The 20,079-nt window shown below is 43.7% G+C and carries 20 protein-coding genes and 1 riboswitch; of the genes, 18 read left to right on the plus strand and 2 right to left on the minus strand.

The genetic code is table 11. The features are described from left to right. Window positions 1-33 precede the first annotated feature (33 nt). Together FBQ94_RS01555 and FBQ94_RS01560 are read right to left on the minus strand one after the other, a co-directional pair. A complete protein-coding gene (locus FBQ94_RS01555; RefSeq protein WP_007222517.1) occupies window positions 34-210 on the minus strand; it encodes a hypothetical protein in 177 nt (58 codons plus the stop codon). A 476-nt stretch (window positions 211-686) separates the two neighbouring features. Continuing rightward, window positions 687-2,075 carry an MBL fold metallo-hydrolase RNA specificity domain-containing protein gene (locus tag FBQ94_RS01560; protein WP_007222518.1) on the minus strand — a complete coding sequence of 463 codons (1,389 nt, stop codon included), beginning with the start codon at window positions 2,073-2,075 and terminating at the stop codon, window positions 687-689. A 404-nt stretch (window positions 2,076-2,479) separates the two neighbouring features. Between FBQ94_RS01560 and icd the strand changes: the two genes are divergently transcribed. The 18 genes from icd (at window position 2,480) to FBQ94_RS01650 (ending at window position 19,923) form a co-directional block, all read left to right on the plus strand. Beyond that, window positions 2,480-3,757, plus strand: a complete 1,278-nt coding sequence (gene icd, locus FBQ94_RS01565) for an isocitrate dehydrogenase (NADP(+)) (protein ID WP_007222519.1) — start codon at window positions 2,480-2,482, stop codon at window positions 3,755-3,757. 66 nt (window positions 3,758-3,823) lie between these two features. Then, the gene (gene mdh, locus FBQ94_RS01570; protein ID WP_007222520.1) at window positions 3,824-4,759 is read left to right on the plus strand and encodes a malate dehydrogenase; all 936 of its coding nucleotides are present in this window, start codon (window positions 3,824-3,826) and stop codon (window positions 4,757-4,759) included. Window positions 4,760-4,855: 96 nt separating this feature from the next. After that, window positions 4,856-5,383, plus strand: coding sequence for an orotate phosphoribosyltransferase (gene pyrE, locus FBQ94_RS01575; protein WP_285441943.1), 528 nt, complete (start codon window positions 4,856-4,858; stop codon window positions 5,381-5,383). A 33-nt stretch (window positions 5,384-5,416) separates the two neighbouring features. Further along, a complete protein-coding gene (locus FBQ94_RS01580; RefSeq protein WP_040544401.1) occupies window positions 5,417-5,809 on the plus strand; it encodes a GxxExxY protein in 393 nt (130 codons plus the stop codon). Window positions 5,810-5,899: 90 nt separating this feature from the next. Next, window positions 5,900-6,277 carry a succinate dehydrogenase/fumarate reductase transmembrane subunit gene (locus FBQ94_RS01585; RefSeq protein ID WP_040544403.1) on the plus strand — a complete coding sequence of 126 codons (378 nt, stop codon included), beginning with the start codon at window positions 5,900-5,902 and terminating at the stop codon, window positions 6,275-6,277. 267 nt (window positions 6,278-6,544) lie between these two features. After that, on the plus strand, window positions 6,545-6,913 hold the full coding sequence (gene sdhC / locus FBQ94_RS01590; protein WP_007222524.1) for a succinate dehydrogenase, cytochrome b556 subunit: 369 nt from the start codon (window positions 6,545-6,547) through the stop codon (window positions 6,911-6,913). Between the two features lie 301 nt (window positions 6,914-7,214). After that, window positions 7,215-8,939 carry an FAD-dependent oxidoreductase gene (locus tag FBQ94_RS01595; protein ID WP_007222525.1) on the plus strand — a complete coding sequence of 575 codons (1,725 nt, stop codon included), beginning with the start codon at window positions 7,215-7,217 and terminating at the stop codon, window positions 8,937-8,939. 329 nt (window positions 8,940-9,268) lie between these two features. After that, a riboswitch (cyclic di-GMP riboswitch) is annotated at window positions 9,269-9,364 on the plus strand. 391 nt (window positions 9,365-9,755) lie between these two features. After that, window positions 9,756-9,929, plus strand: a complete 174-nt coding sequence (locus FBQ94_RS01600) for a Flp family type IVb pilin (protein WP_007222526.1) — start codon at window positions 9,756-9,758, stop codon at window positions 9,927-9,929. Between the two features lie 159 nt (window positions 9,930-10,088). Next, window positions 10,089-10,628, plus strand: coding sequence for an A24 family peptidase (locus FBQ94_RS01605; RefSeq protein WP_007222527.1), 540 nt, complete (start codon window positions 10,089-10,091; stop codon window positions 10,626-10,628). 254 nt (window positions 10,629-10,882) lie between these two features. Beyond that, the gene (cpaB, locus tag FBQ94_RS01610; RefSeq protein WP_007222528.1) at window positions 10,883-11,704 is read left to right on the plus strand and encodes a Flp pilus assembly protein CpaB; all 822 of its coding nucleotides are present in this window, start codon (window positions 10,883-10,885) and stop codon (window positions 11,702-11,704) included. 5 nt (window positions 11,705-11,709) lie between these two features. Next, on the plus strand, window positions 11,710-13,188 hold the full coding sequence (locus FBQ94_RS01615; RefSeq protein ID WP_007222529.1) for a type II and III secretion system protein family protein: 1,479 nt from the start codon (window positions 11,710-11,712) through the stop codon (window positions 13,186-13,188). 224 nt (window positions 13,189-13,412) lie between these two features. Continuing rightward, entirely contained in the window at window positions 13,413-13,691 is a 279-nt protein-coding gene (locus FBQ94_RS01620; protein ID WP_007222530.1) for a hypothetical protein, read from the plus strand. Between the two features lie 20 nt (window positions 13,692-13,711). After that, the gene (locus FBQ94_RS01625) at window positions 13,712-14,125 is read left to right on the plus strand and encodes a TadE/TadG family type IV pilus assembly protein (protein ID WP_007222531.1); all 414 of its coding nucleotides are present in this window, start codon (window positions 13,712-13,714) and stop codon (window positions 14,123-14,125) included. Between the two features lie 65 nt (window positions 14,126-14,190). Next, window positions 14,191-15,414, plus strand: coding sequence for a TadG family pilus assembly protein (locus FBQ94_RS01630; protein ID WP_007222532.1), 1,224 nt, complete (start codon window positions 14,191-14,193; stop codon window positions 15,412-15,414). 11 nt (window positions 15,415-15,425) lie between these two features. Next, on the plus strand, window positions 15,426-16,595 hold the full coding sequence (locus tag FBQ94_RS01635; protein ID WP_007222533.1) for a CpaE/TadZ family protein: 1,170 nt from the start codon (window positions 15,426-15,428) through the stop codon (window positions 16,593-16,595). A gap of 35 nt (window positions 16,596-16,630) precedes the next feature. Next, entirely contained in the window at window positions 16,631-17,950 is a 1,320-nt protein-coding gene (locus FBQ94_RS01640; protein WP_007222534.1) for a TadA family conjugal transfer-associated ATPase, read from the plus strand. 23 nt (window positions 17,951-17,973) lie between these two features. Beyond that, window positions 17,974-18,939 (plus strand): type II secretion system F family protein, encoded by a 966-nt coding sequence (locus tag FBQ94_RS01645; RefSeq protein ID WP_007222535.1) that lies wholly within the window; start codon window positions 17,974-17,976, stop codon window positions 18,937-18,939. A gap of 12 nt (window positions 18,940-18,951) precedes the next feature. Beyond that, the gene (locus FBQ94_RS01650; RefSeq protein WP_007222536.1) at window positions 18,952-19,923 is read left to right on the plus strand and encodes a type II secretion system F family protein; all 972 of its coding nucleotides are present in this window, start codon (window positions 18,952-18,954) and stop codon (window positions 19,921-19,923) included. Window positions 19,924-20,079: the final 156 nt, after the last annotated feature.

A 20,079-nucleotide genomic window follows, 5' to 3' on the forward strand; every position in this document is an offset into this window, starting at 1 on the left:
ACAGTTATGCATATTTTCCCGTTTGAAACCACCTTAAACATTTTGAATCTGCCGTTGAAAAATAAGGTATAGCAAATCCTCAAGAACAAAGGTAGCCACTAAGCTGTAACTTGTGCTGTTCATAAAATCGCATTCCTCCTTAATTTTTTCGCTAAGATTTGGGGTATCACGAATAGGTATCTTTTTAACTTCAGTTTCCATTGTTTCCATTGTTTAATTCCTCCTCAATTATTCTGTAAAAATAAGGACATCCAACAATTAGAACATATCCCCGGTGCTTTTTATCTTTTATCAAAATCTTGCGTCTCTCCAATTGGGGTTGGGGGTGTGTTCATGGCATAACGAAAAACGTTGAATTTCCTCTACATTCCATGAGATTGTAAACCAGGATATACCATAATTCTCATGAATTTATCTATAGGTTATCCGCATGGAATCATTTCACCCCTTCAGGGTTATGTATTCGCGGTTGTTCATGGTCTATAATCATATCATCCCTTCGGGATTGCATCCTGTCCCGGAAATTGACAACCACTATTCCGGCTTCTTTTTGTCTACAATCATTTCAACCCTTTGGACTTAAAGTATTGTGATCAATGATTGAAACAAACGGCATATGACGGAGAAAAAGCGTGTACATTATCAAGCTGTTTTGAGAATGCGCAATGAAAATAATTTGTTTTTATTTAGATTTGAATTTGTTCCAGGCTATTTGGCACAAAGGTATCGAGGTTTAACTGTTTTCTTATGGTTTCTGCAAAGCCGAGGGATGTTTCCTCCTCACCGTGTATTACAAAAACACGCTTTGGCTTCTTTTTGAATTTTCCAAGCCAATCTATAAGCTCATCACGATCAGCATGAGCTGAAAGACCTCCGATGGTATAAATTCTGGCATTCACGGCAATCTCTTCACCAAATATCTTTACCCTCTTTGCCCCTTCAATAATTTTACGTCCTAAGGTTCCTTCTGCCTGGTATCCTACAAAGATAACACTACATTCCGGACGCCACAGGTTATGTTTGAGATGATGACGAATGCGACCAGCTTCACACATCCCGCTGGAAGATATGATAATAGCGGCGCTCTTCACTTTATTGATCCCCATCGAATCCTCAACGGTCTCTGTAAATCTCAAATTGAGCGTACTCTTGTATCCTTTCTTCACCAGTTCTAAGGTCTCACTGTCCATACATTCCGGGTGTTTTAGCATGACACGGGTAGCCTGCAACGCCATAGGGCTGTCTACAAAAACCTGAAGATGATCGAGCTTCCCTTCTCCCGATAATCGGTTCAAAATATACAAAATATCCTGAGTACGGCCGACTGCAAAGGAAGGGATAATCACGTTACCGCCCCTTTTCAATGATTCTGCAATTGCCCCGGCAAATTCATTGATCGTTTCCTGTATACCTTTGTGCTTTCGGTTGCCATAGGTCGATTCTATAAAGACAAAATCCCCTTCTTCAATAGGTGTCGGATCTTTAATGAAGGGTAAATCCTTTTGTCCAAGGTCACCGGAGAAAATGAGCTTTTTTTCCTCTGCATCATCATCCTTTATCCATAGCTCAACAACAGCAGAGCCCAGGATATGGCCCGCATCCCGGAACCTCGCCTTAATACCGTTACTCAAATCCCGTATCTCGTTGTAGGCTACAGCCTGAAAATAGGCAAGACTTTCAGTGGCTTCCTGAACAGTATACATCGGTCTGATAAGAGATTTTCCAGACCTGATGCGCTTCTTATTTTCCCACGCCGCATCAAGTTCCTGGATATGGGCTGAATCCAATAAGAGAATACTGCCTAAATCCATCGTGGCGCTGGTAGCAAGAATCTTACCCCGAAAGCCGTCTTTTACCAGTTTTGGAATAAGGCCCGAATGATCCAAATGTGCATGGGTCAGTAACAGGTACTGAACTTCCGATGGCTCAAACGGGAAAGGCTTCATATTCCTTTTCTCGTGATCTCTCGTGCCCTGGAAGAGACCACAATCGATAAGGATGTTGGCTTCCTTTGTTTGAACAGAGTAACATGAGCCGGTAACTGTCCTTGCCGCACCAATAAATTTAATCTTCATAGTTAGTCAGAACTATACATTATGTAACGTTTGAATTCTGCAGTGGGACACAGATGAACACAGATACGTACCAGGAAAATTAATCATGCAGGTTAGGAAACTCACCTATAGTAATCAAAAAATGAAACCGGACAAAATGAACCGTGATTTGATTCCATGAACACGGACAAACAAGTTTGTCCGTGCCACCCCATATAAAATACTGTCCGATTCCATCCCTTGAATACTATAACGGGCGATTAACAGTACTTCGCTTCATGCTGAAAAATCTGTGTTTATCTGTGTTCTTCTGTGTCCAACCGCAATAATAACGCAAATATTCAGTTGAAATCAAACTGCCATGCAGGTAGTATAGCAGAGATTTACGGATACCGCAAAAGTATATTTTGAAGAAATTAATCGCTATGAAGATCATGAAAAGGATAAGAGGAGGCAGGACGTTGTCTAAAAAGAAGAGTAATTTTACGAGTGGCACAGCAATACAAATAGAGAAGAACCGTTTCATAGTGCCCGATAACCCTATTATTCCCTTTATAAGAGGAGACGGAACCGGTCCTGACATCTGGAATGCATCTGTCCGGGTATTCGATGCTGCGGTGAGTAAGACCTATAAGGACAAAAAGCGTATTTATTGGCAAGAGATTTTTGCGGGTGAACATGCCTTCAAAGAATATGGGGAATGGCTTCCGAAAGATACCCTTAACGCCATTAAGAAATATAAAATTGCTATCAAGGGACCACTCACCACACCTGTTGGAGGCGGCATCAGAAGCCTGAATGTAACCCTCAGGCAAGAGCTTGATTTGTATGCCTGCGTCCGTCCCGTCCGTTATTTCGATGGCGTACCGAGTCCGGTAAAATCACCTGAAAAATTGGATGTTGTTATTTTCCGGGAAAATACGGAGGATGTGTACGCAGGGATTGAATATAAAAAAGGCTCTCCCGAAGCAAAGAAACTCATCGCTTTCCTGGAAAAGGAACTTGGGAAAAAGGTCCGGAAAGACTCAGGCATTGGTATTAAGCCCATGAGCGTAACCGGCTCAAAAAGATTAATAAGGCGCGCCATACAATATGCAATTGATAAGAGGCGGAAGAGTGTGACCCTTATGCACAAGGGAAACATTATGAAATTTACCGAAGGCGCCTTCCGTGAATGGGGTTATGAATTGGCGAAAGAGGAATTCTCCCGATATGTTATAACAGAAGAGGCTGTTCAGGAAAAGCACAAGGGCGTTGTACCAAAGGGCAAGATCGTTATAAAAGACAGAATCGCCGATGCTATGTTCCAGCAGGTGCTCTTAAGACCTGAGGAGTATGAGGTAATTGCTACACCGAATCTCAACGGCGATTACATCTCTGATGCCTGCGCAGCGCAGGTGGGCGGACTGGGTATGGCCCCTGGCGCTAATATTGGCGATAAAGCCGCCATTTTTGAAGCCACTCACGGCACTGCCCCAAAATATGCAGGACAAGATAAGGTTAATCCCGGCTCGGTTATTTTATCAGGGATTATGATGCTTGAGCATCTGGGATGGGATAAGGCGGCAACTATGATTGTAAAGGCGTTAGAAACAACGATTCAGAAAAAGACGGTAACATACGACCTCGAACGCCAGATGGAAGGCGCCAGATTAGTGAAATGCTCCGAGTTTGCGGATGAAATAATAAAGAATATGGAATGATTATTTTTTGCCGCGAATGAACACGAATAGTCACGAATAAAAGAAAAACAATACCGGAGATTTATTATGTCGAGAAAGAAGATAACTGTTATTGGCGCTGGAAATGTGGGCGCTACAACAGCGCAGCGTTTGGTTGAAAAAGAGTTGGGTAATGTGGTGCTGGTGGACATTCTCCAGGATATGCCACAGGGAAAAGCCCTGGATATCCTGGAATCAGGACCTGTCTACTCCTATGATTCAGAAATTATCGGTACAAACGGATATGAAGAAACGAAGGATTCTGATATTGCCATCATTACATCAGGTGTAGCAAGGAAACCCGGCATGAGCAGGGATGACCTGCTGAAGATCAATACGGGTATTGTAAAAGGGGTGGCAGAAAATATTGCGAAAAGCTCGCCCAACGCTATCCTGATTGTCGTATCTAATCCCCTGGACGCCATGACCTATGTGGCTCATAAGGTGAGCCGTTTCCCGAAACACCGTATCATGGGTATGGCGGGCGTATTGGATGCCGCCCGTTTCAGTACCTTTCTTGCAATGGAGCTTAAGGTATCCGTCGAGAACATTCAGGCCTTTGTACTGGGTGGACACGGGGATACCATGGTCCCTTCCACCCGATATACCACGGTTGCAGGCGTCCCGGTAGAAGAATTACTGCCCAAAGAACGCCTGAATGCCATAGTAAAACGTACGAGGGATGGTGGCGCTGAAATTGTTAGTCTGCTCAAGACAGGGAGCGCCTTTTATGCCCCATCAGCAGCAGTCGTAGAAATGGTTGAGGCAATACTCAAGGATAAGAAAAAGATAGTGCCCTGTGCCGCCTTATGTGAGGGCGAATACAATATCGATGGACTCTTTGTAGGTGTACCGGTAAAACTTGGCGCAAAAGGCATTGAACAGATCTTTGAGATCGCGTTAAACGATGAAGAATCAGCCGCCTTAAAACGATCAGCCGATGCCGTAAAAGTATTATGTGAACAGGTAGATACCTTATTATAGGAGAAAAACGTAGGGGCGATCCGATGGGTCACCCCTATCTATCGATAGAAAATGAACCTGATTAAAGCCGAAAAACGATTACTGGAAATCCTTCTCATGAAATCTTTCAAATACAGTGAAGAACCTATCTTTAAACTGGTATCAGGAAGGATGAGCAACTATTATATTAATTGCAAGACAACAACGTTGGACCCTGAGGCCATGCTGTTGATTGGACACCTCTTTTACCATAAGGTCAAAGACCTCCATGTTAACGCTCTTGGCGGTTTAACCTTGGGCGCCGACCCCATTGCCTTTGCTACAGCAATGGTTAGTGGCATGCAGGATGACGCTATTAATGCCTTTGTCGTAAGAAAAAAGGCAAAGGAGCACGGATTAATGAAGTGGATTGAGGGGAACGTGCGGGAAGGTGACCGGGTTGTGATTGTAGACGATGTAGTTACCACAGGTCAATCCACCATAGAAGCTATACACCGTGCCAGGGAATCAAATCTGAATCCCATTAAAGCCATTGCCCTGGTAGACCGGCAGGAAGGCGGGCGAGAGAATATCGAGGCAAAAGATATTCCCTTCGAGTCTGTCTTTACCAGAGATGATTTAATGAATCTTTATAAAAAACGTTAGCCACTAAGGCACAAAGACACAAAGTAAAACAGCATGAAGTATGAACTGCTCTCCAATAAAGAAGAAGATATAGCGCGAAAGATTGTTGATGCAGCTTATACTGTACATAGGACATTAGGTCCCGGATTATTGGAAAAAGTATATGAGATCTGTTTTTGTCACGAACTCTCCAAAAGAGGACTTTCTACCGAAAGGCAAGTAAATATCCCTATTGTGTATGATGAAATGATCTTTAACGAAGGGTTGCGTTTAGATGTACTGGTTGAGAAACTCGTTATTTGTGAGCTCAAAGCTATAGACACCATAAATCCGGTTTGGGAAGCGCAGTTGTTAAGTCACTTGAAACTTACTGGTAAACGTCTTGGTTTTCTTATAAACTTTAACGTCCCACGTATTAAAGATGGTATTCTGCGAAAGATTATATAACCTTAATAACGAAAGATTTAGGCCGCCACTAAGATACAAAGAAAAAATTATTACCTTCGTGTCTTCGTGACTTTGTGGCAAAAGTAAATAATGAATACACAAAATCAAGGTTTCTGGTCGTGGTTCCTCCAGAGGATTACAGCCCTGTTGCTCGTTATCGGAATGGCCGTTCATTTCTTTCTGTTTCATTTTAGCCCTGACAGGTATACCTCCCGCTATTACGATGAAATCGTCAACCGGTTCTGCACCCCGGGATGGATTACCTTTCATATTTGCCTCCTCTCTTTGGTTATTTTTCACGGCCTTAACGGACTTTGGGGTATAGGTATCGATTGTAATTTCAGCAGGAAAACACAATTCTTTTTTAAATATATCCTCTGGTTTACCGGTTTGGTCTTGTTTGGCATTGGTGTGTATATACTCATCTGGTTTGCAACACAAAACAGCAGTACCCCGGCATGGAATTAAATCAGGGAGTATGTATCATAGAAGGAGGAACGGCGGAATCGTCTTAATCCCCCTTGATCCCCCTTTAAAAAAGGGGGAAAATATGTGAATATAAGTTAGAATAAGGATTCCGTATGTTCCATACACCTGCATACAACCAAAGACTCATGCGCCATATTTTGTTCGGTTCATCTCTTGGATGCTATAGAAAGGGGGGACGAGGGATTTCCCCCTTTTTTAAAGGAGGACCAAGGGGGATTACTTCCTCTAATATTGAAGAACATGAATATGCAAAAATTAAAGGAAGGCTTTAAAGACCTTATTAAGAACAGGTATCCAGGCATGTATGCCTTCTGGATCCACCGGATTACCGGAATAGCGGTCACACTATTCCTTTTTTTACACATCTGGACATTGAGCTATGTCTTCCGGGGCAAAACCGCTTATGATTATGCGATTAGCAAATTTGATACAACATTCGGATATATTTTTCAATATGTATTACTCCTGGCAGTAGCTATACATCTGCTGAACGGAATAAGGATTACCATAGTCGATTTCTGGCATCTTACCCGTTTACAAAAGAAATTATTATGGATATCATTTTTCATTTTTCTCATAATTGCGATTATAGGGATTTTTACCATAATTCTGTAATCACTCAATACTGAACATATATCTTGTATTCAAGATGTAGGGCAAGGCTTTAGCCTTGCCTCCCCGCCTGCATACCTGCACGAGGATAGCAACCCTGAAGGGTTGCCCTACAGAATTGAAATTCTTATATATTTAATAATCAGGCTGGATTGTAAAAGACAGAACCCAATGACGTTTCTTTTTGTAGTTTTTCTTTGTGTCCTTTGTGTAAAACTTTATATGCTTTGTGGTTAAACTCTTTTTGGTTGCAGCTTTGCTGTGTTATGGATTTATGTGCCTTTCTTAAGGAAAAGGAACTTATATGATTTATCATGATGCCATTGTGGTCGGCGGAGGTCTCGCTGGTTTAAGGGCAGCTATTGAACTCAATCGCCATAATATCAAGGTTGCCATTATTTCAAAAGTACATCCCGTCAGGTCGCATTCCGTTGCTGCGCAGGGAGGCATTAACGCCGCACTGGGGAATCACCCGCGTGGTGTTTATGATACCTGGGAAAAACATGCCTTTGATACGGTAAAGGGAAGCGATTACCTGGCAGACCAGAATGCCGTCATCCGTATGACCAAAGAAGCTGCTGAACGTATCTACGAAATGGAACACTGGGGTTGCCCTTTTAGCCGTACCATTGAAGGAAAGATTGCCCAGAGACCCTTTGGCGGCGCTGGTTTTCCGCGCGCCTGCTATGCATCGGACACAACAGGCCAGGCCCTTCTGCATACCCTGTATCAGCAAATTATTAAATATAAACAAGAGGCCGAACGGGAGGAGATGGTAATGTATCAGGAATGGCTCGTGACGGACCTCGTAATCGAAGATGGTGTTTGTGTGGGTGTGATCGCATGGGATATTGTCAGCGGACGATTAGAGGTGTTGCAGGCCGGGGCAGTGATCTTCGCCACAGGAGGCGTTGGCCGTATATACGGATGCAGTACCAATGCCCTGATTAATACCGGTATGGGTATGGCTGTGCCGTATTGGGCGGGAGCGCCGCTTAAAGATATGGAGTTTATCCAGTTTCATCCAACAACCCTGTTGGGCAAAAATATCCTGATTACCGAGGGATGCCGTGGTGAAGGCGGTTTTTTGCTCAACAACAAGGGTGAACGCTTTTTGGCAAAATACAGCGATTCAGTAAATGCTATGGAAATAGCCCCCAGAGATATTCTTTCACGAAATATTATCCGCGAGATCATGGCAGGCAGCGGTATTGACAATAGCTACGTTCACCTTGACTTAAGACATCTGGGAGAAGAAAAGATTCAGCAAAGATTGCCCGGAATACGGAAGATTTGCAGAGAATTTACCGGTATGGATCCAGTCACAGATCTTATTCCCATTCAACCAGGCCAACACTACACCATGGGCGGAATTGATTGTACTATTGAATGTGAGACGAGTATAAAAGGATTGTATGCAGCAGGCGAGGCGGCATGCGTGAGTGTACACGGAGCGAACCGGTTAGGCGGCAACTCGCTCCTTGATACCATTGTCTTCGGCGCCATCGCAGGTAAAAATGCCGTTCATTACCTGCAGGACTTAAAAGGCAGGAAATGTGAAACGGCTCTCAAAGACACCCTGAAACGCACAGAGCAAAGGTTCAATGCATTATGTAAACCAGAAGGGAATGAAATACCTGCTGATATCAAGGTGGCTCTCAATAAGGTTATGGACAGCAAGGTTGGTATCTTCCGTAATGCATCTGCCTTACAAGAAGCATTGTATGAAGTAAAAGCCTTAAGCGACAGATACAACCGAATCACATTGCATTATACCGGTAAACGGGTGAACCTCAGTCTTGCATGGGCATTGGAGCTGAAGGGCAGCCTGGATGTGGCGGAGGCCGTCATCGCCAGCGCATTAGCCCGAGAGGAAAGCCGCGGTTCTCACTTCCGTACCGATTTTCCCAAAAGGGACGATACCGGATGGCTGAAACATACCGTAGCCCATTTTACCCCTGAAGGCGTGAAATTAGACTATAAACCCGTAAATATCGGACCCTTTGAACCGAAAGAAAGGAAGTATTAAGAAGGTGTTTTGCAGTTTTTTGATTGACATACGATAGAGTGATATGTTAAATATCTCGCGAGTTCATGATAGGAATTTCAATTACGGGGGCAAGGCTAAAGCCTTGCCCTACATCGACTCCATTTTTCATGATGCCATTAACACACCCCTAACTCAATTGTAGAGACGCAAGGTTTTGCGTCTCTACAGGGGAATGAACCCACCCCTAACCCCTCCCAAGAGGGGAATCAAAAAGTCCCCTCTCGGGAGAGGATTGAGGGGTGAGTAAAAAGCCGTTGGGTTTTGTCTTTTAAAACCCAACCTAATGTAATAAGTTCTTTTTTAACACAGAACGATAAAGGCAAACTCTGAGCGATCAGAGGACGCAAAGTAAAGGATCTTTAAGGCCCCAAAATTATCGCTGAAAAGATAGCCCTACTACCGAAAATGGTTATAAATAAATTCAGGGAAAAACAAAGAGAAAACCTTACTACGAAAATACATACATAGGTATTTTCGTAGTAAGGTTTTTTTGTTTTTACAGCCAGAAATAAAACGCATATTCCGTTTTATAATGTTTACAGGGAAATCTCAGGAGAGATAAGGATAAGCATGTTGAAGATATGTTCAATTTCATCCTTGGAATACTATAATTTGGAGCAGAATACTGGGAATTTCATGCAATTAAATTCACCCGGGAGATGTGTTATACATGTTTTATAGTAAATCTGCCAAACTACACATGTGTGTATTATGAGACAGATAATGTAGCGCATCAATTATCATTGATGTCTCTTGAAATCACATTTTTTCCATAAGAGAAAGGGGGTGATTAAAGTGAGGAAATTCTTACATTTCTTAAAGGGTGAAGAAGGTATTACCGTTATTGAGTATGGTATACTCGCTGCTATTATTGCTGTAGGTATTGTTGCTGCTGTTACAGTTCTTAACTCAAAAATGAAAACTGCATTTGAGGGTCTCGGAGAGAAAATGGTAGATCCTACCAAGTAAGTGGTAATGAAGAATCTGTTAAGATAACTCATAGGTAAGGGATACATTATCTATTTCGAAAACTCAAATGGTATGAGACTAGATGTCGGATAATGTATCCCCTTTAAGAGGAAGTATAAATAACAAATTGTTATCTGTCAAAAGAAAGAAAAAATCAATATGGATCTCATTGAGATAATCCCCCTTGCATCCTTAGTTATCATGTTGTTCATTGCTGCATTCTATGATATCCGCTCTCACAGGATACCGAACTGGTTAACATTCCCTGCTGTGGCAGCAGGAATTGCATTTTATACCTGTACAAAAGGAATTCCTGGGCTTATTTTCAGTGTAGAGGGCATGTTTTTGGGGATCGCCTTTTTCATGCCTTTTTACCTTGCTGCAGGTATGGGGGCAGGCGATGTAAAACTTATGGGCGCTGTGGGTGGATTAATCGGGATGAAGGGGGTATTCATGGCCTTCCTTGGTACAGCTTTGATTGGGGGTATTTATGCCATGATACTCCTTGCATTCCATGGGTATCTCATGGAGACACTCAAACGATACGGAACAATCCTGAAGGTATTTGTGCTCACGGGAAGGTTTACGTATCTCCCTCCGGAGAAAAAAGAGAAGATGCCTGTGATGGCCTATGGGGTGGCGATTGCCCTGGGCACGCTGTTCTCCGTTGCCAGGGTTGTTGCCATGGAGAAATGGTAGTTGTAGGGGCGAAGCATTTGCCGTTCAGCGTATACATAGTATTTTAGGCCAATAACGGCAAATGCTTCGCCCCTGCTGTGATACACTGCTGCTTTGTGTCTTTGTGACTATTTTGAATTTCCTGAACATTACATTAACACGGACAAATTTGGAGAAACCACCCGGCGGGTCGTTTGTACTTTTTGAATTCAAACATACGGCTCAACCGAATACGATTGAACCAGCCTTGAAATAGGAGTAATGGAATTGTGAAAATGAAACCTGTACTTATGTTTAGCCTGGCAATAAGTATTGCCTTGTTTGTCGCCTTACTCAGTTACAGCCAATTACAAAAAAAGACAAAAGCGCAGACAAAACCTTCCAGCACCGTGCCAGTGGCAGTGGCAACACTCGATTTACCCTGGTGCACACCGCTTGACAAAAGTATGATAAAATTCGTACCGTTTTTAAAAGAAAGTTTGCCGGCAGGCTATTTTTCTGACCCTTCAGCCATAGAGGGAAGGGTCTTGCTCTACCCCGTAAAGGCAAATGAACCGATATTCGAGTCAAGGCTGGCACCGACTACGATCAAAACCGGCGGGGTAGCTGCGGTAGTTACCCCACAAAAGCGTGCAATGTCAGTAAAGGTCGATAAGGTAATAGGCATATCGGGCTTTATCCATCCCGGAAACCGGGTAGATGTACTCGTAACCATGGGACAGAGGGGAAAGGTTTCTACCCCGATAACCAAGATTGTGCTTGAAAATATCCTTGTTCTTGCTGCAGGCCCTCAGGTAGAAAAAGATAATAAAAAGGAGAAACCTGCCCAGGTAGAGGTGATTACCCTGGAAGTAACCCCTGATGAGGCAGAAAGGCTGGCTTTGGCAGTTACTGAGGGGAATATCCAGTTGGCGCTGAGAAATTTTACCGATAGTGAAGATGTAATCACGGGAGGCATTACAATACCCACGTTACTTACCTCTTACAGGGGAAAGAAAAAGGCGGACCGGACGCCATCAAAACCGCAGGTTTTATCTGTACAATTAATCAAGGGAGGCTGTGTAACCGAGTTGAACTTTGGAAAAGAAGGAGAGTAAATAACATGGCAGACCGGACCACAACGCATTGGTATAACAGGATCTCTTTTCCGGTAACTCTTATCCTCGTGCTTATTTTTTCCTTTCAAGGCTGGGCGGGCAACCCCGCAAGGGTGAGGGTCAATACTACGCAACCACGGAAGCTTATCCTGACGGTGCGAAAGTCTACCATCGTGAGAAGCCAGAGGCCGGTAAAGCGGGTATCTCTGGCCGCCCCTGAGATAGCGGATGTTACGGTACTTACACCCAGGGAGATTTATATTACCGGAAAGACCCCCGGCCTGACGAATCTTACCTTATGGGATGAGAACGACAGACCCTCCACTATCTTTGACCTTGAGGTATTACCCGATATTGACCGGTTGAAAGAACACCTTTACGAGATGTTTCCCCGCGAAGAAAATATACGGGTAACCGCTACGAACGAGAGTATTACTCTTTCAGGCACTGTTTCCAGTACAACAAATATCTCTCAGGTGATCGAGCTTGCTCAGTCATACGCGCCGGTAAACAGAGAGGGAAAATATCTGATTAACAACTTTCTTGAGGTAGGAGGCGTTCATCAGGTAATGCTCGAGGTCCGCGTATCCGAGATGTCCCGCACCCTCATTAAGAGATTAGGGGTAAATTTTAACTTTTTGAGTGGCAGCGGAAGGCAGTTTGGGATATCGATCCTCGATAACCTCGCAAGGATACCGCCCGGCACTCCCCCGGCAGCAACATTAAACACCGCAGATAGTATTAACCTTATCTTCCGTTTTATGTCAGGCGGCGCTACCTGGACGATGTTTATTGACGCCTTAAAGGAAAATGGCCTGTTAAAGATCCTGGCAGAGCCGACACTCATTACCTTAAGCGGGAAAACGGCTTATTTCCTCGCCGGCGGTGAATTCCCCGTTCCTGTTCCTCAGTCAGGGGCAGGCGGAGGAATCCCGACAATTACCATTTATTATAAACCGTTCGGGGTCGGACTCAACTTCACCCCCACCGTATTAAGTAACAATAAGATTAACATGCAGGTAGCCCCGGAGGTATCTGAACTGGATTTTACCAATACCATTACCCTTCAGGGTTTTACCATACCGGCATTGACGACCAGACGTGTATCAACAGAAATAGAACTTGCGGAAGGGCAAAGCTTTGCTATTGCCGGTCTGCTCAATGAAGAAGTCAGACAAACAGTAACGAAATTTCCTCTTTTAGGTGATATTCCGGTTTTAGGCGCCCTGTTCAGGAGCAATGAATTTCGGAAAAATGAGACAGAGCTCGTTATTGTCGTTACCCCGCATCTGGTAAAACCAATTGATCTGGCAAAACAAACACTGCCCACAGACACGTATAGAGAACCAAATGATTATGAGTTTTATCTCCTCGGAAGGATGGAAGGGAGAGGAAAGGAATCATCCCCGGGCGCCGCATCTTCACCTTCAATCTTGAGTAATCATGGAGGATTAGAAGGAGATTTTGGGCATATAAGACCTTAGCATCAAGGAGAGACGCAAAATCTTGCGCCTCTGCAAAATCTGATAATCCAACATTATTTTGAATAACTAAAAATACCTTAAAGGGAAACACTTCTGGTTATTGTTCTCTTACTCTGTAGTTACAAAGATCATAATGTAGGGCGAGGCTTTAGCCTTGCCAGGCAACCCTGAAGGGTTACCCTACAGAATTAAAACTCCTAACAAGCAGAGCATGAGGAAAGGATATGATAAAAAAATACCTTGTTTTAATAAGTTTAGCAGGTATGTCTTTGGTAAGCTGCGCTACAAGCCGGGTGGAAAAGGATTATGGGAACTCATTTCAGCTTGTCAAATCCAATCAGATATTGAACCCTGAAGCCGGGAAAAATCTGGATCCAGTGCATGGACTCGACGGCCATGCTGCCCTGATAGTCATGGAAAAATACCGGAAAGGTTTTGAGATACGTTCAGCGCCGCCTATGTATCCTATAGGTGTTACTATTGGCCAAACCAGTACAAGATAGAGAAACCATAAGGTGATGTTATGAAGAAATTCAGAGACCAAAAAGGGGTAGCCGCTGTAGAGTTTGCCATTATTTTGCCGGTATTGATCTTCCTTATTTTTGGGATTATCGAATTCAGTTTACTCTTATATGATAAACAGGTAATCACCAATGCGAGCAGAGAAGGGGCGCGCGCCGGAATAGTATGGAAAGAGGACCGGGTATCAGCCGATGAAATCATAGCTATCGTAAATAATTATTGCTCGAACTATCTTATTACCTTTGGAACTAACAACCCACCAACGACCACCCCCGAATGGACCGGCGAGGAATCCGGAGATGAGCTTACCGTTACCGTAACATATGACTATGATTTTTTGGTTCTCCCTAATTTTATAGCTGGCCTTACCGGAGGACGAACCCTATCGGCAGTAACGGTAATGAGAATGGAATAATCTAATAAATCGTTTAATTGGTTTAAAAGGTTCAAGCCGTTTAAGCCGATTAAAAAGGAAAAACCATGAGAACACGTTTCCAACTCTATGTAAGATTAAAGAACGAGCGGGGAGCCACTATTGTCATCGTTGCACTTTTGATGGTAACATTCATCGGTTTTGCTGCCTTTGCCGTTGATATAGGCCATCTCTGTGTGGTGCAAAACGAACTGCAAAACGCAGCCGATGCAGGCGCATTGGCCGGCGCAAGGTTTTTGTATAACGAAAACGGTACTGCTATAAATGAGGATGCAAACCAAATTGCATACAATACCGCTACGACAAACATGAGCGAAGGAAAAGCTGTTGAAGTTAACTGGTCGGGTGGAAATGCCGGGGACGTGCAGAGAGGCCATTGGAGTTTTGCTACCAGTACCTTTACCCCGAATGCATCTCTCGATCCTGTCGGCCTCATAAACAGATCAGATGAAGATTTAGATGCTGATCCGGATTTCATTAATGCGGTCAGGGTAATAACGAGGAGGAAATCATCCCCCGCATCTTCTTTCTTTGCCAGGGTCTTCGGTTACCAGAGTTTTGCGCTGCAAAAGGAGGCGGTAGCATATATTGGATTTGCCGGGACATTGCCGCCAGGCGCTGTTAATCAGCCTATAGCTATTTGTATGGATAGTATTCTCCAGAATGATCGATACCAGTGTACTGTTGGTCGCATGAGTAAAAGTGAAACCGCCGGCTGGACTAATTTTAACCAGGAGAATCCCTGTCAGGGCGGTACGAACGATCACGATGTAAAGGCTCTCGTTTGTGGGGAAGGAAATCCGGAAACGATCTATCTTGGCAAGGACATGGCAACAAATGGAGGAGTAATGGCGGATTCCTTGAAGGAGATTTTCAAGTGTTGGGCTCCAGATGGAAAGCCACCGGAAACGTTGTGGAATCTTACCCTCCCGGTAATAACCTGTCCGGGTAATAATATAGGTACCTGTGAGGAAGTAGTTGGCGCTGTTAACGTCAATGTCGTTTGGATAACCGATGTTGGAAAAGATCCTAAATATAACAATGCCCCCGAAAAGATGGGGGATTGGGCATCCAGCGATAAGGATGGAAAGAAACGATGGGATAGCTTTGTTGCACATTTTAACTTACAAAATGCAGATGGAAATCCTGCTCCCTATGAGCAGAAAAGCATATATTTCAAACCGGATTGTAATCCACATATACCACCTACAGGCACCAGCGGCGGAAAAAACTTCGGGATACTGGCAGAAATACCGGTACTCGTAAAATAGAGGAATTTATTATGGTAAAGAATATCATTTCTATCAGGTTGGAGATACAGAATCAAAAAATACGGGAAGAGCTGGAAGAGATTATTTCGTCTCTCGGCGGGTTTCAAATCCATCATACCACATCACAGATGAAAAATAACGGGTCTTATGATCTCCTGATTCAGGAGCTGGGAGACAACCCAAAAAAAGAATTACAGATGGTGAATAATCTCCAGATGTCAGGAACCGTCCGGGATATTTTTTTAACATCATCGATTACAAGCCCGGAGACCTTGCTTGAGGCCTTAAAGGTAGGAGCCAGGGGATTTTTCCCTCAGCCAATTAACAAAGAAGAGGTAAGGGATGCCCTGGTAAAGATAAAATCGCTCAGGGAACATGAAAAAGCAGCAGGCACAACAGGGAAAAGGGGAAAAATTATCGATATATTTGGATGTAAGGGTGGGGTTGGGACAACCCTGATTGCTGCCAATCTTGCTGCGAGCATTGCTGAGTTAGAGAGTACTTCATCGGTAGCCCTTATAGATATGAACCGCTTTTTCGGGGAAATATCATCCATGTTAACTATAGAATCCGTTTTCGATTGGATAAAGGTTGCCAAAAACATTGCCCGATTGGATGAGACGTATTTGATGAGTATCCTTTCCCGGCATACTTCCGGAATTTACATACTTCCTTCCCCCGTTGAATTGACGGAGGATTACCCCGTGAGTCCTCAAGCCCTGGAGGCCCTCTTGAAACTCATGCAAACTATGTTTGATTTTATTATCATAGATAGTGGAAAGTATCTTGATGATAATTCAAAAGCAGTCATGAAGATGTCAGATACCGTATTGCTTGTCTGTATACAAAATCTTCCCTGTATTATTAATCTTAAAAAGCTTCAGGATGCATTTCGGAAATATGGTTATCCGCTCCGGGAAAATACCGGGATCATTGTAAACCGCTTCGTGAAACATGCTGATATTTCTCTGGATATGCTGGAGAAGGGAATAGATAAAAAAGTTCTGTGCTGTATTCCGAATGTCTACAGGACCACGATGAGTGCGATACATCAGGGAAAACCTCTTTGCACCACGGCACAGGGAACTGAGATCCACAAGAAATTTAAGGAATTGGCCTCTGTATTTTTGGAAAATAGTGAAAGGAAAAAGGGAAAGGGCATCTTCTCCCTGTTTAGCTAAAGAAAGGAATCTGCAAGTACATGAAGGAGAGATACATGGCGCTGTTACATGAAAGTTCGGGTCTATCTCTGGCAACAAATGAATTTCACGAATTAAAAACCAGGATTCACGAACGGCTCGTACAGGTTTTGGATCTGTCGCTTATTGGTTCTCTCGATCAGGAAGCGCTAAGGTATGAGATAAAAAGGGTGATAGAGCGGATACTATCGGAAGAAAAGTTCATTCCCCTCAACGCTGAAGAGAAGGAGCAGTTTTGCAGGGAGGTTCAGGATGAGGTGCTCGGTCTCGGCCCTCTGGAGCCCTTCATGCACGACCCGACCGTCACCGATGTGCTCGTTAATACGTACAGACAAATATATGTTGAGAGATACGGAAGGTTAGAACTTACCAAAGCGAGGTTTAAAGACAATGTCCACCTGAAAAACGTTATCGATAGAATCGTATCGGCGGTGGGACGCCGGATTGATGAATCATGCCCTATGGTAGATGCACGGTTACCCGATGGCTCCCGTGTCAATGCCATCGTCCCACCTCTGGCCATAGAAGGTCCTATGCTATCGATCAGGCGTTTTGCAGTTACTCCATTAGAGATAGAAGATTTGATTACCCTGAAAACATTGACCCAGGAGATTGGTGAACTTCTCAAGGGACTGGTCACTGCAAAATTAAATATTCTGATTTCAGGAGGAACCGGCACCGGAAAGACAACTATGCTGAATGTTCTTTCCCGGTTTATCCCTTCGCATGAGAGGATTATAACCATTGAGGATTCTGCCGAACTCCAGCTAAAACAAGAGCACGTAGTCCGTCTGGAGACAAGGCCGCCAAATGTTGAAGGCAAAGGAGAGATTACCCAGAGGGATCTGGTTAAAAACAGTTTGAGAATGCGCCCGGACCGCATTATCCTGGGCGAGGTAAGAGGCGGAGAGGTTTTAGATATGCTCCAGGCCCTGAATACCGGACATGATGGTTCTCTTACGACTATACATGCCAATACACCACGGGATGCTTTATTACGGCTGGAAACCCTGGTGGCTATGTCCGGACTCAACATCCCCAATGAAGCAATAAGGAAATATATTAGTTCTGCCATACAGGTTATTATTCAAGTTTCGCGCCTTGTTGACGGAAGCAGGAAATTAGTAAGCCTGCAGGAGATTGTCGGAATGGAGGGAAATATCATAACCATGCAAGAGATATTTTCCTTCAAACAGCATGGAATAGATGAAAACGGCAGAGTAAAAGGATGCTTTGAAATGAGCCGGATTTTACCAAAATTTTTTGATAAGTTTCACGCCATTGGTGTGCCACTCCCGGACGGCATTTTTGATTCTGTAAAAGTGTTGAAGGTTTAACAAGAAAAGGAGAAGCAGGAAAAATGGAACTTGTTATCAGTATCGCTGTATTTTTTGCTGTGCTCCTTATCATAACAGGAATCTTTTTTCTCATGGGAAAGAAACGACCAGACTCAAGAAGAATCCAGGAACAGATCAGGGAATTTTCAACAAGGATTGGCAGAAACCAGACTATTGATATTGTAAGGAAAAAGAGGCCGTTGAGTGACATCCCATGGCTTAACCAATTACTCCAGGGCATCCCTTTTCTCCGGAAAATCGATTGCACTCTCTTGCAGTCCAACCTTCAGTATCCCCTCGGTGTTTTTATTCTGGCCTCACTTGCTATGGCTTTTGCCGGATTTTTTATTACCTCTTGTGTAATAAAAATCCATCTGTTATCACTGGTTATAACTCCACTGCTCGGTATCATACCCTTTTTTTATATCTCCATGAAAAAGAAAAGCAGGATAAAGAAATTTGAACGGCAATTACCCGAAGCCCTTGATTTAATTGCCCGGTCGTTGAAGGCCGGGCATGCCCTTTCAGGCGGACTGCAAATGGTGGTACAGGAGTTTGATGATCCTATTCGTGGTGAATTTGCCAAGGTAGTTGATGAGATCAATTTTGGGGTCGGTATTAAGGAGGCCTTAACAAACCTCACAGAGCGTGTTGATTGCTCAAATCTTAATTTTTTTGCCGTTGCAATCACTCTTCAAAGAGAAACCGGAGGCGATCTCTGTGAGATTTTAGAAAAGATCAGCCGCATCATCCGGGAGAGATTTAAGCTGCAGGGCCGTATCCGCACCTTAGCGGCAGAGGGAAAGTTATCAGCAATCATGTTAATTGCCATTCCTTTTCTCGTTGCCCTTGCCCTCTCGGTTATAAACCCTGATTATATAAGAGTCTTAATACTTGATCCTATCGGAAAGGTGTTCATTACTCTCTCCTTTTTTATGATGATTGTGGGGGTTGTTGTAATGAAGAAGATTATTGAGATAAAGGTATAAGGAGGCCTGAGAGTGGATGCTACTGTATTAATACCTATCACACTATTTATTGGAGTAGCGCTTCTTGTTTCAGCTATTTTTTACTTCATCAGATCATGGCTGGAACGCCGGAAGTTAATGCAAAGAATTAAACAGGCGGAGCGTAGTTTTGCCGGGAAACAGACCGGGGATGCCTTATCAGCTACAACTAGTGTTAAACTTTATCAGTCATGGATTAAACAATCTTTTTTGAAGATCACAGGCATATTTGGAAGCGTTGCGAAACCGGAACAGGAAAAAGAGTTCTCCCATATACAGAAAATGTTATTAACGATCGGGTACCGGAGCAGGAATATAGTAATGATTTTTTTCGGCACCAAAGTCTTATGTGCCGTTCTATTGCCGGCAGGATTTTCGCTTCTCAAACTCTTTATTCAGAAACCTGTTCATCCTCTTTTTCTTATACTATTTTTCCTTGGGTTTGCGTTAGCCGGATTTAATTTGCCCAATCTCTGGCTTCAGATAAAGGTTGCGAAAAGGAAAGAGAGGATACTGGAGGGCTTTCCCGATGCGCTTGATCTCCTGGTTGTCTGTACAGAAGCAGGAATGGGCCTGGACGCCGCAATAGATCGGGTCGGAGAAGAAATGAAATTAAGTAACGAAGCGATCAGTGAAGAATTCAGACTGTATCAGATGGAAGTGCGGATAGGGAAATCACGCGCGGATGCCTTAAAGAATCTCTCCAGCCGGACCGACCTGGACGACATGAAGAGTCTGGTAACCTTATTGATCCAGACAGACAAATTTGGCACCAGCGTGGCGCAGGCATTGAGAATCCATTCTGATACCATGAGGATGCAGAGATATCAAATGGCAGAGGAGAAAGCTGCCAAGCTAACCGTGAAATTATTACTTCCCCTCATCCTCTGTATTTTCCCATCCCTTTTTATTGTAATTTTAGGGCCGGCGCTTATCCAGGCATTTAGAATATATAACAGCCGATAAATAATTATTCAAAGCTGGGTAGGGAACGAAAGTAAAGGCAAGGTAAACCACGAAGTGCACGAAGAAAGAAGGCTGTAGAGACGCAAGATCTTGCGTCTCTACAATTGAGTTAGAGGTGTGGTGCTTCCTCTCGGGAGGAGGTCGCTCATAAAAAGA

Origin of the sequence: Candidatus Jettenia sp. AMX1 (genome assembly GCF_030263775.1) — a bacterium.
Taxonomy (GTDB): domain Bacteria; phylum Planctomycetota; class Brocadiia; order Brocadiales; family Brocadiaceae; genus Jettenia; species Jettenia caeni.

What these genes read in the sequence shown, in the direction of transcription:
- FBQ94_RS01555 (WP_007222517.1), bottom strand. Translation starts at nt 210, where the DNA reads ATGGAAACAATGGAAACTGAAGTTAAAAAGATACCTATTCGTGATACC.
- FBQ94_RS01560 (WP_007222518.1), bottom strand. Translation starts at nt 2,075, where the DNA reads ATGAAGATTAAATTTATTGGTGCGGCAAGGACAGTTACCGGCTCATGT.
- icd (WP_007222519.1), top strand. Translation starts at nt 2,480, where the DNA reads ATGAAGATCATGAAAAGGATAAGAGGAGGCAGGACGTTGTCTAAAAAG.
- mdh (WP_007222520.1), top strand. Translation starts at nt 3,824, where the DNA reads ATGTCGAGAAAGAAGATAACTGTTATTGGCGCTGGAAATGTGGGCGCT.
- pyrE (WP_285441943.1), top strand. Translation starts at nt 4,856, where the DNA reads ATGAAATCTTTCAAATACAGTGAAGAACCTATCTTTAAACTGGTATCA.
- FBQ94_RS01580 (WP_040544401.1), top strand. Translation starts at nt 5,417, where the DNA reads ATGAAGTATGAACTGCTCTCCAATAAAGAAGAAGATATAGCGCGAAAG.
- FBQ94_RS01585 (WP_040544403.1), top strand. Translation starts at nt 5,900, where the DNA reads ATGAATACACAAAATCAAGGTTTCTGGTCGTGGTTCCTCCAGAGGATT.
- sdhC (WP_007222524.1), top strand. Translation starts at nt 6,545, where the DNA reads ATGCAAAAATTAAAGGAAGGCTTTAAAGACCTTATTAAGAACAGGTAT.
- FBQ94_RS01595 (WP_007222525.1), top strand. Translation starts at nt 7,215, where the DNA reads ATGATTTATCATGATGCCATTGTGGTCGGCGGAGGTCTCGCTGGTTTA.
- FBQ94_RS01605 (WP_007222527.1), top strand. Translation starts at nt 10,089, where the DNA reads ATGGATCTCATTGAGATAATCCCCCTTGCATCCTTAGTTATCATGTTG.
- cpaB (WP_007222528.1), top strand. Translation starts at nt 10,883, where the DNA reads ATGAAACCTGTACTTATGTTTAGCCTGGCAATAAGTATTGCCTTGTTT.
- FBQ94_RS01615 (WP_007222529.1), top strand. Translation starts at nt 11,710, where the DNA reads ATGGCAGACCGGACCACAACGCATTGGTATAACAGGATCTCTTTTCCG.
- FBQ94_RS01620 (WP_007222530.1), top strand. Translation starts at nt 13,413, where the DNA reads ATGATAAAAAAATACCTTGTTTTAATAAGTTTAGCAGGTATGTCTTTG.
- FBQ94_RS01625 (WP_007222531.1), top strand. Translation starts at nt 13,712, where the DNA reads ATGAAGAAATTCAGAGACCAAAAAGGGGTAGCCGCTGTAGAGTTTGCC.
- FBQ94_RS01630 (WP_007222532.1), top strand. Translation starts at nt 14,191, where the DNA reads ATGAGAACACGTTTCCAACTCTATGTAAGATTAAAGAACGAGCGGGGA.
- FBQ94_RS01635 (WP_007222533.1), top strand. Translation starts at nt 15,426, where the DNA reads ATGGTAAAGAATATCATTTCTATCAGGTTGGAGATACAGAATCAAAAA.
- FBQ94_RS01640 (WP_007222534.1), top strand. Translation starts at nt 16,631, where the DNA reads ATGGCGCTGTTACATGAAAGTTCGGGTCTATCTCTGGCAACAAATGAA.
- FBQ94_RS01645 (WP_007222535.1), top strand. Translation starts at nt 17,974, where the DNA reads ATGGAACTTGTTATCAGTATCGCTGTATTTTTTGCTGTGCTCCTTATC.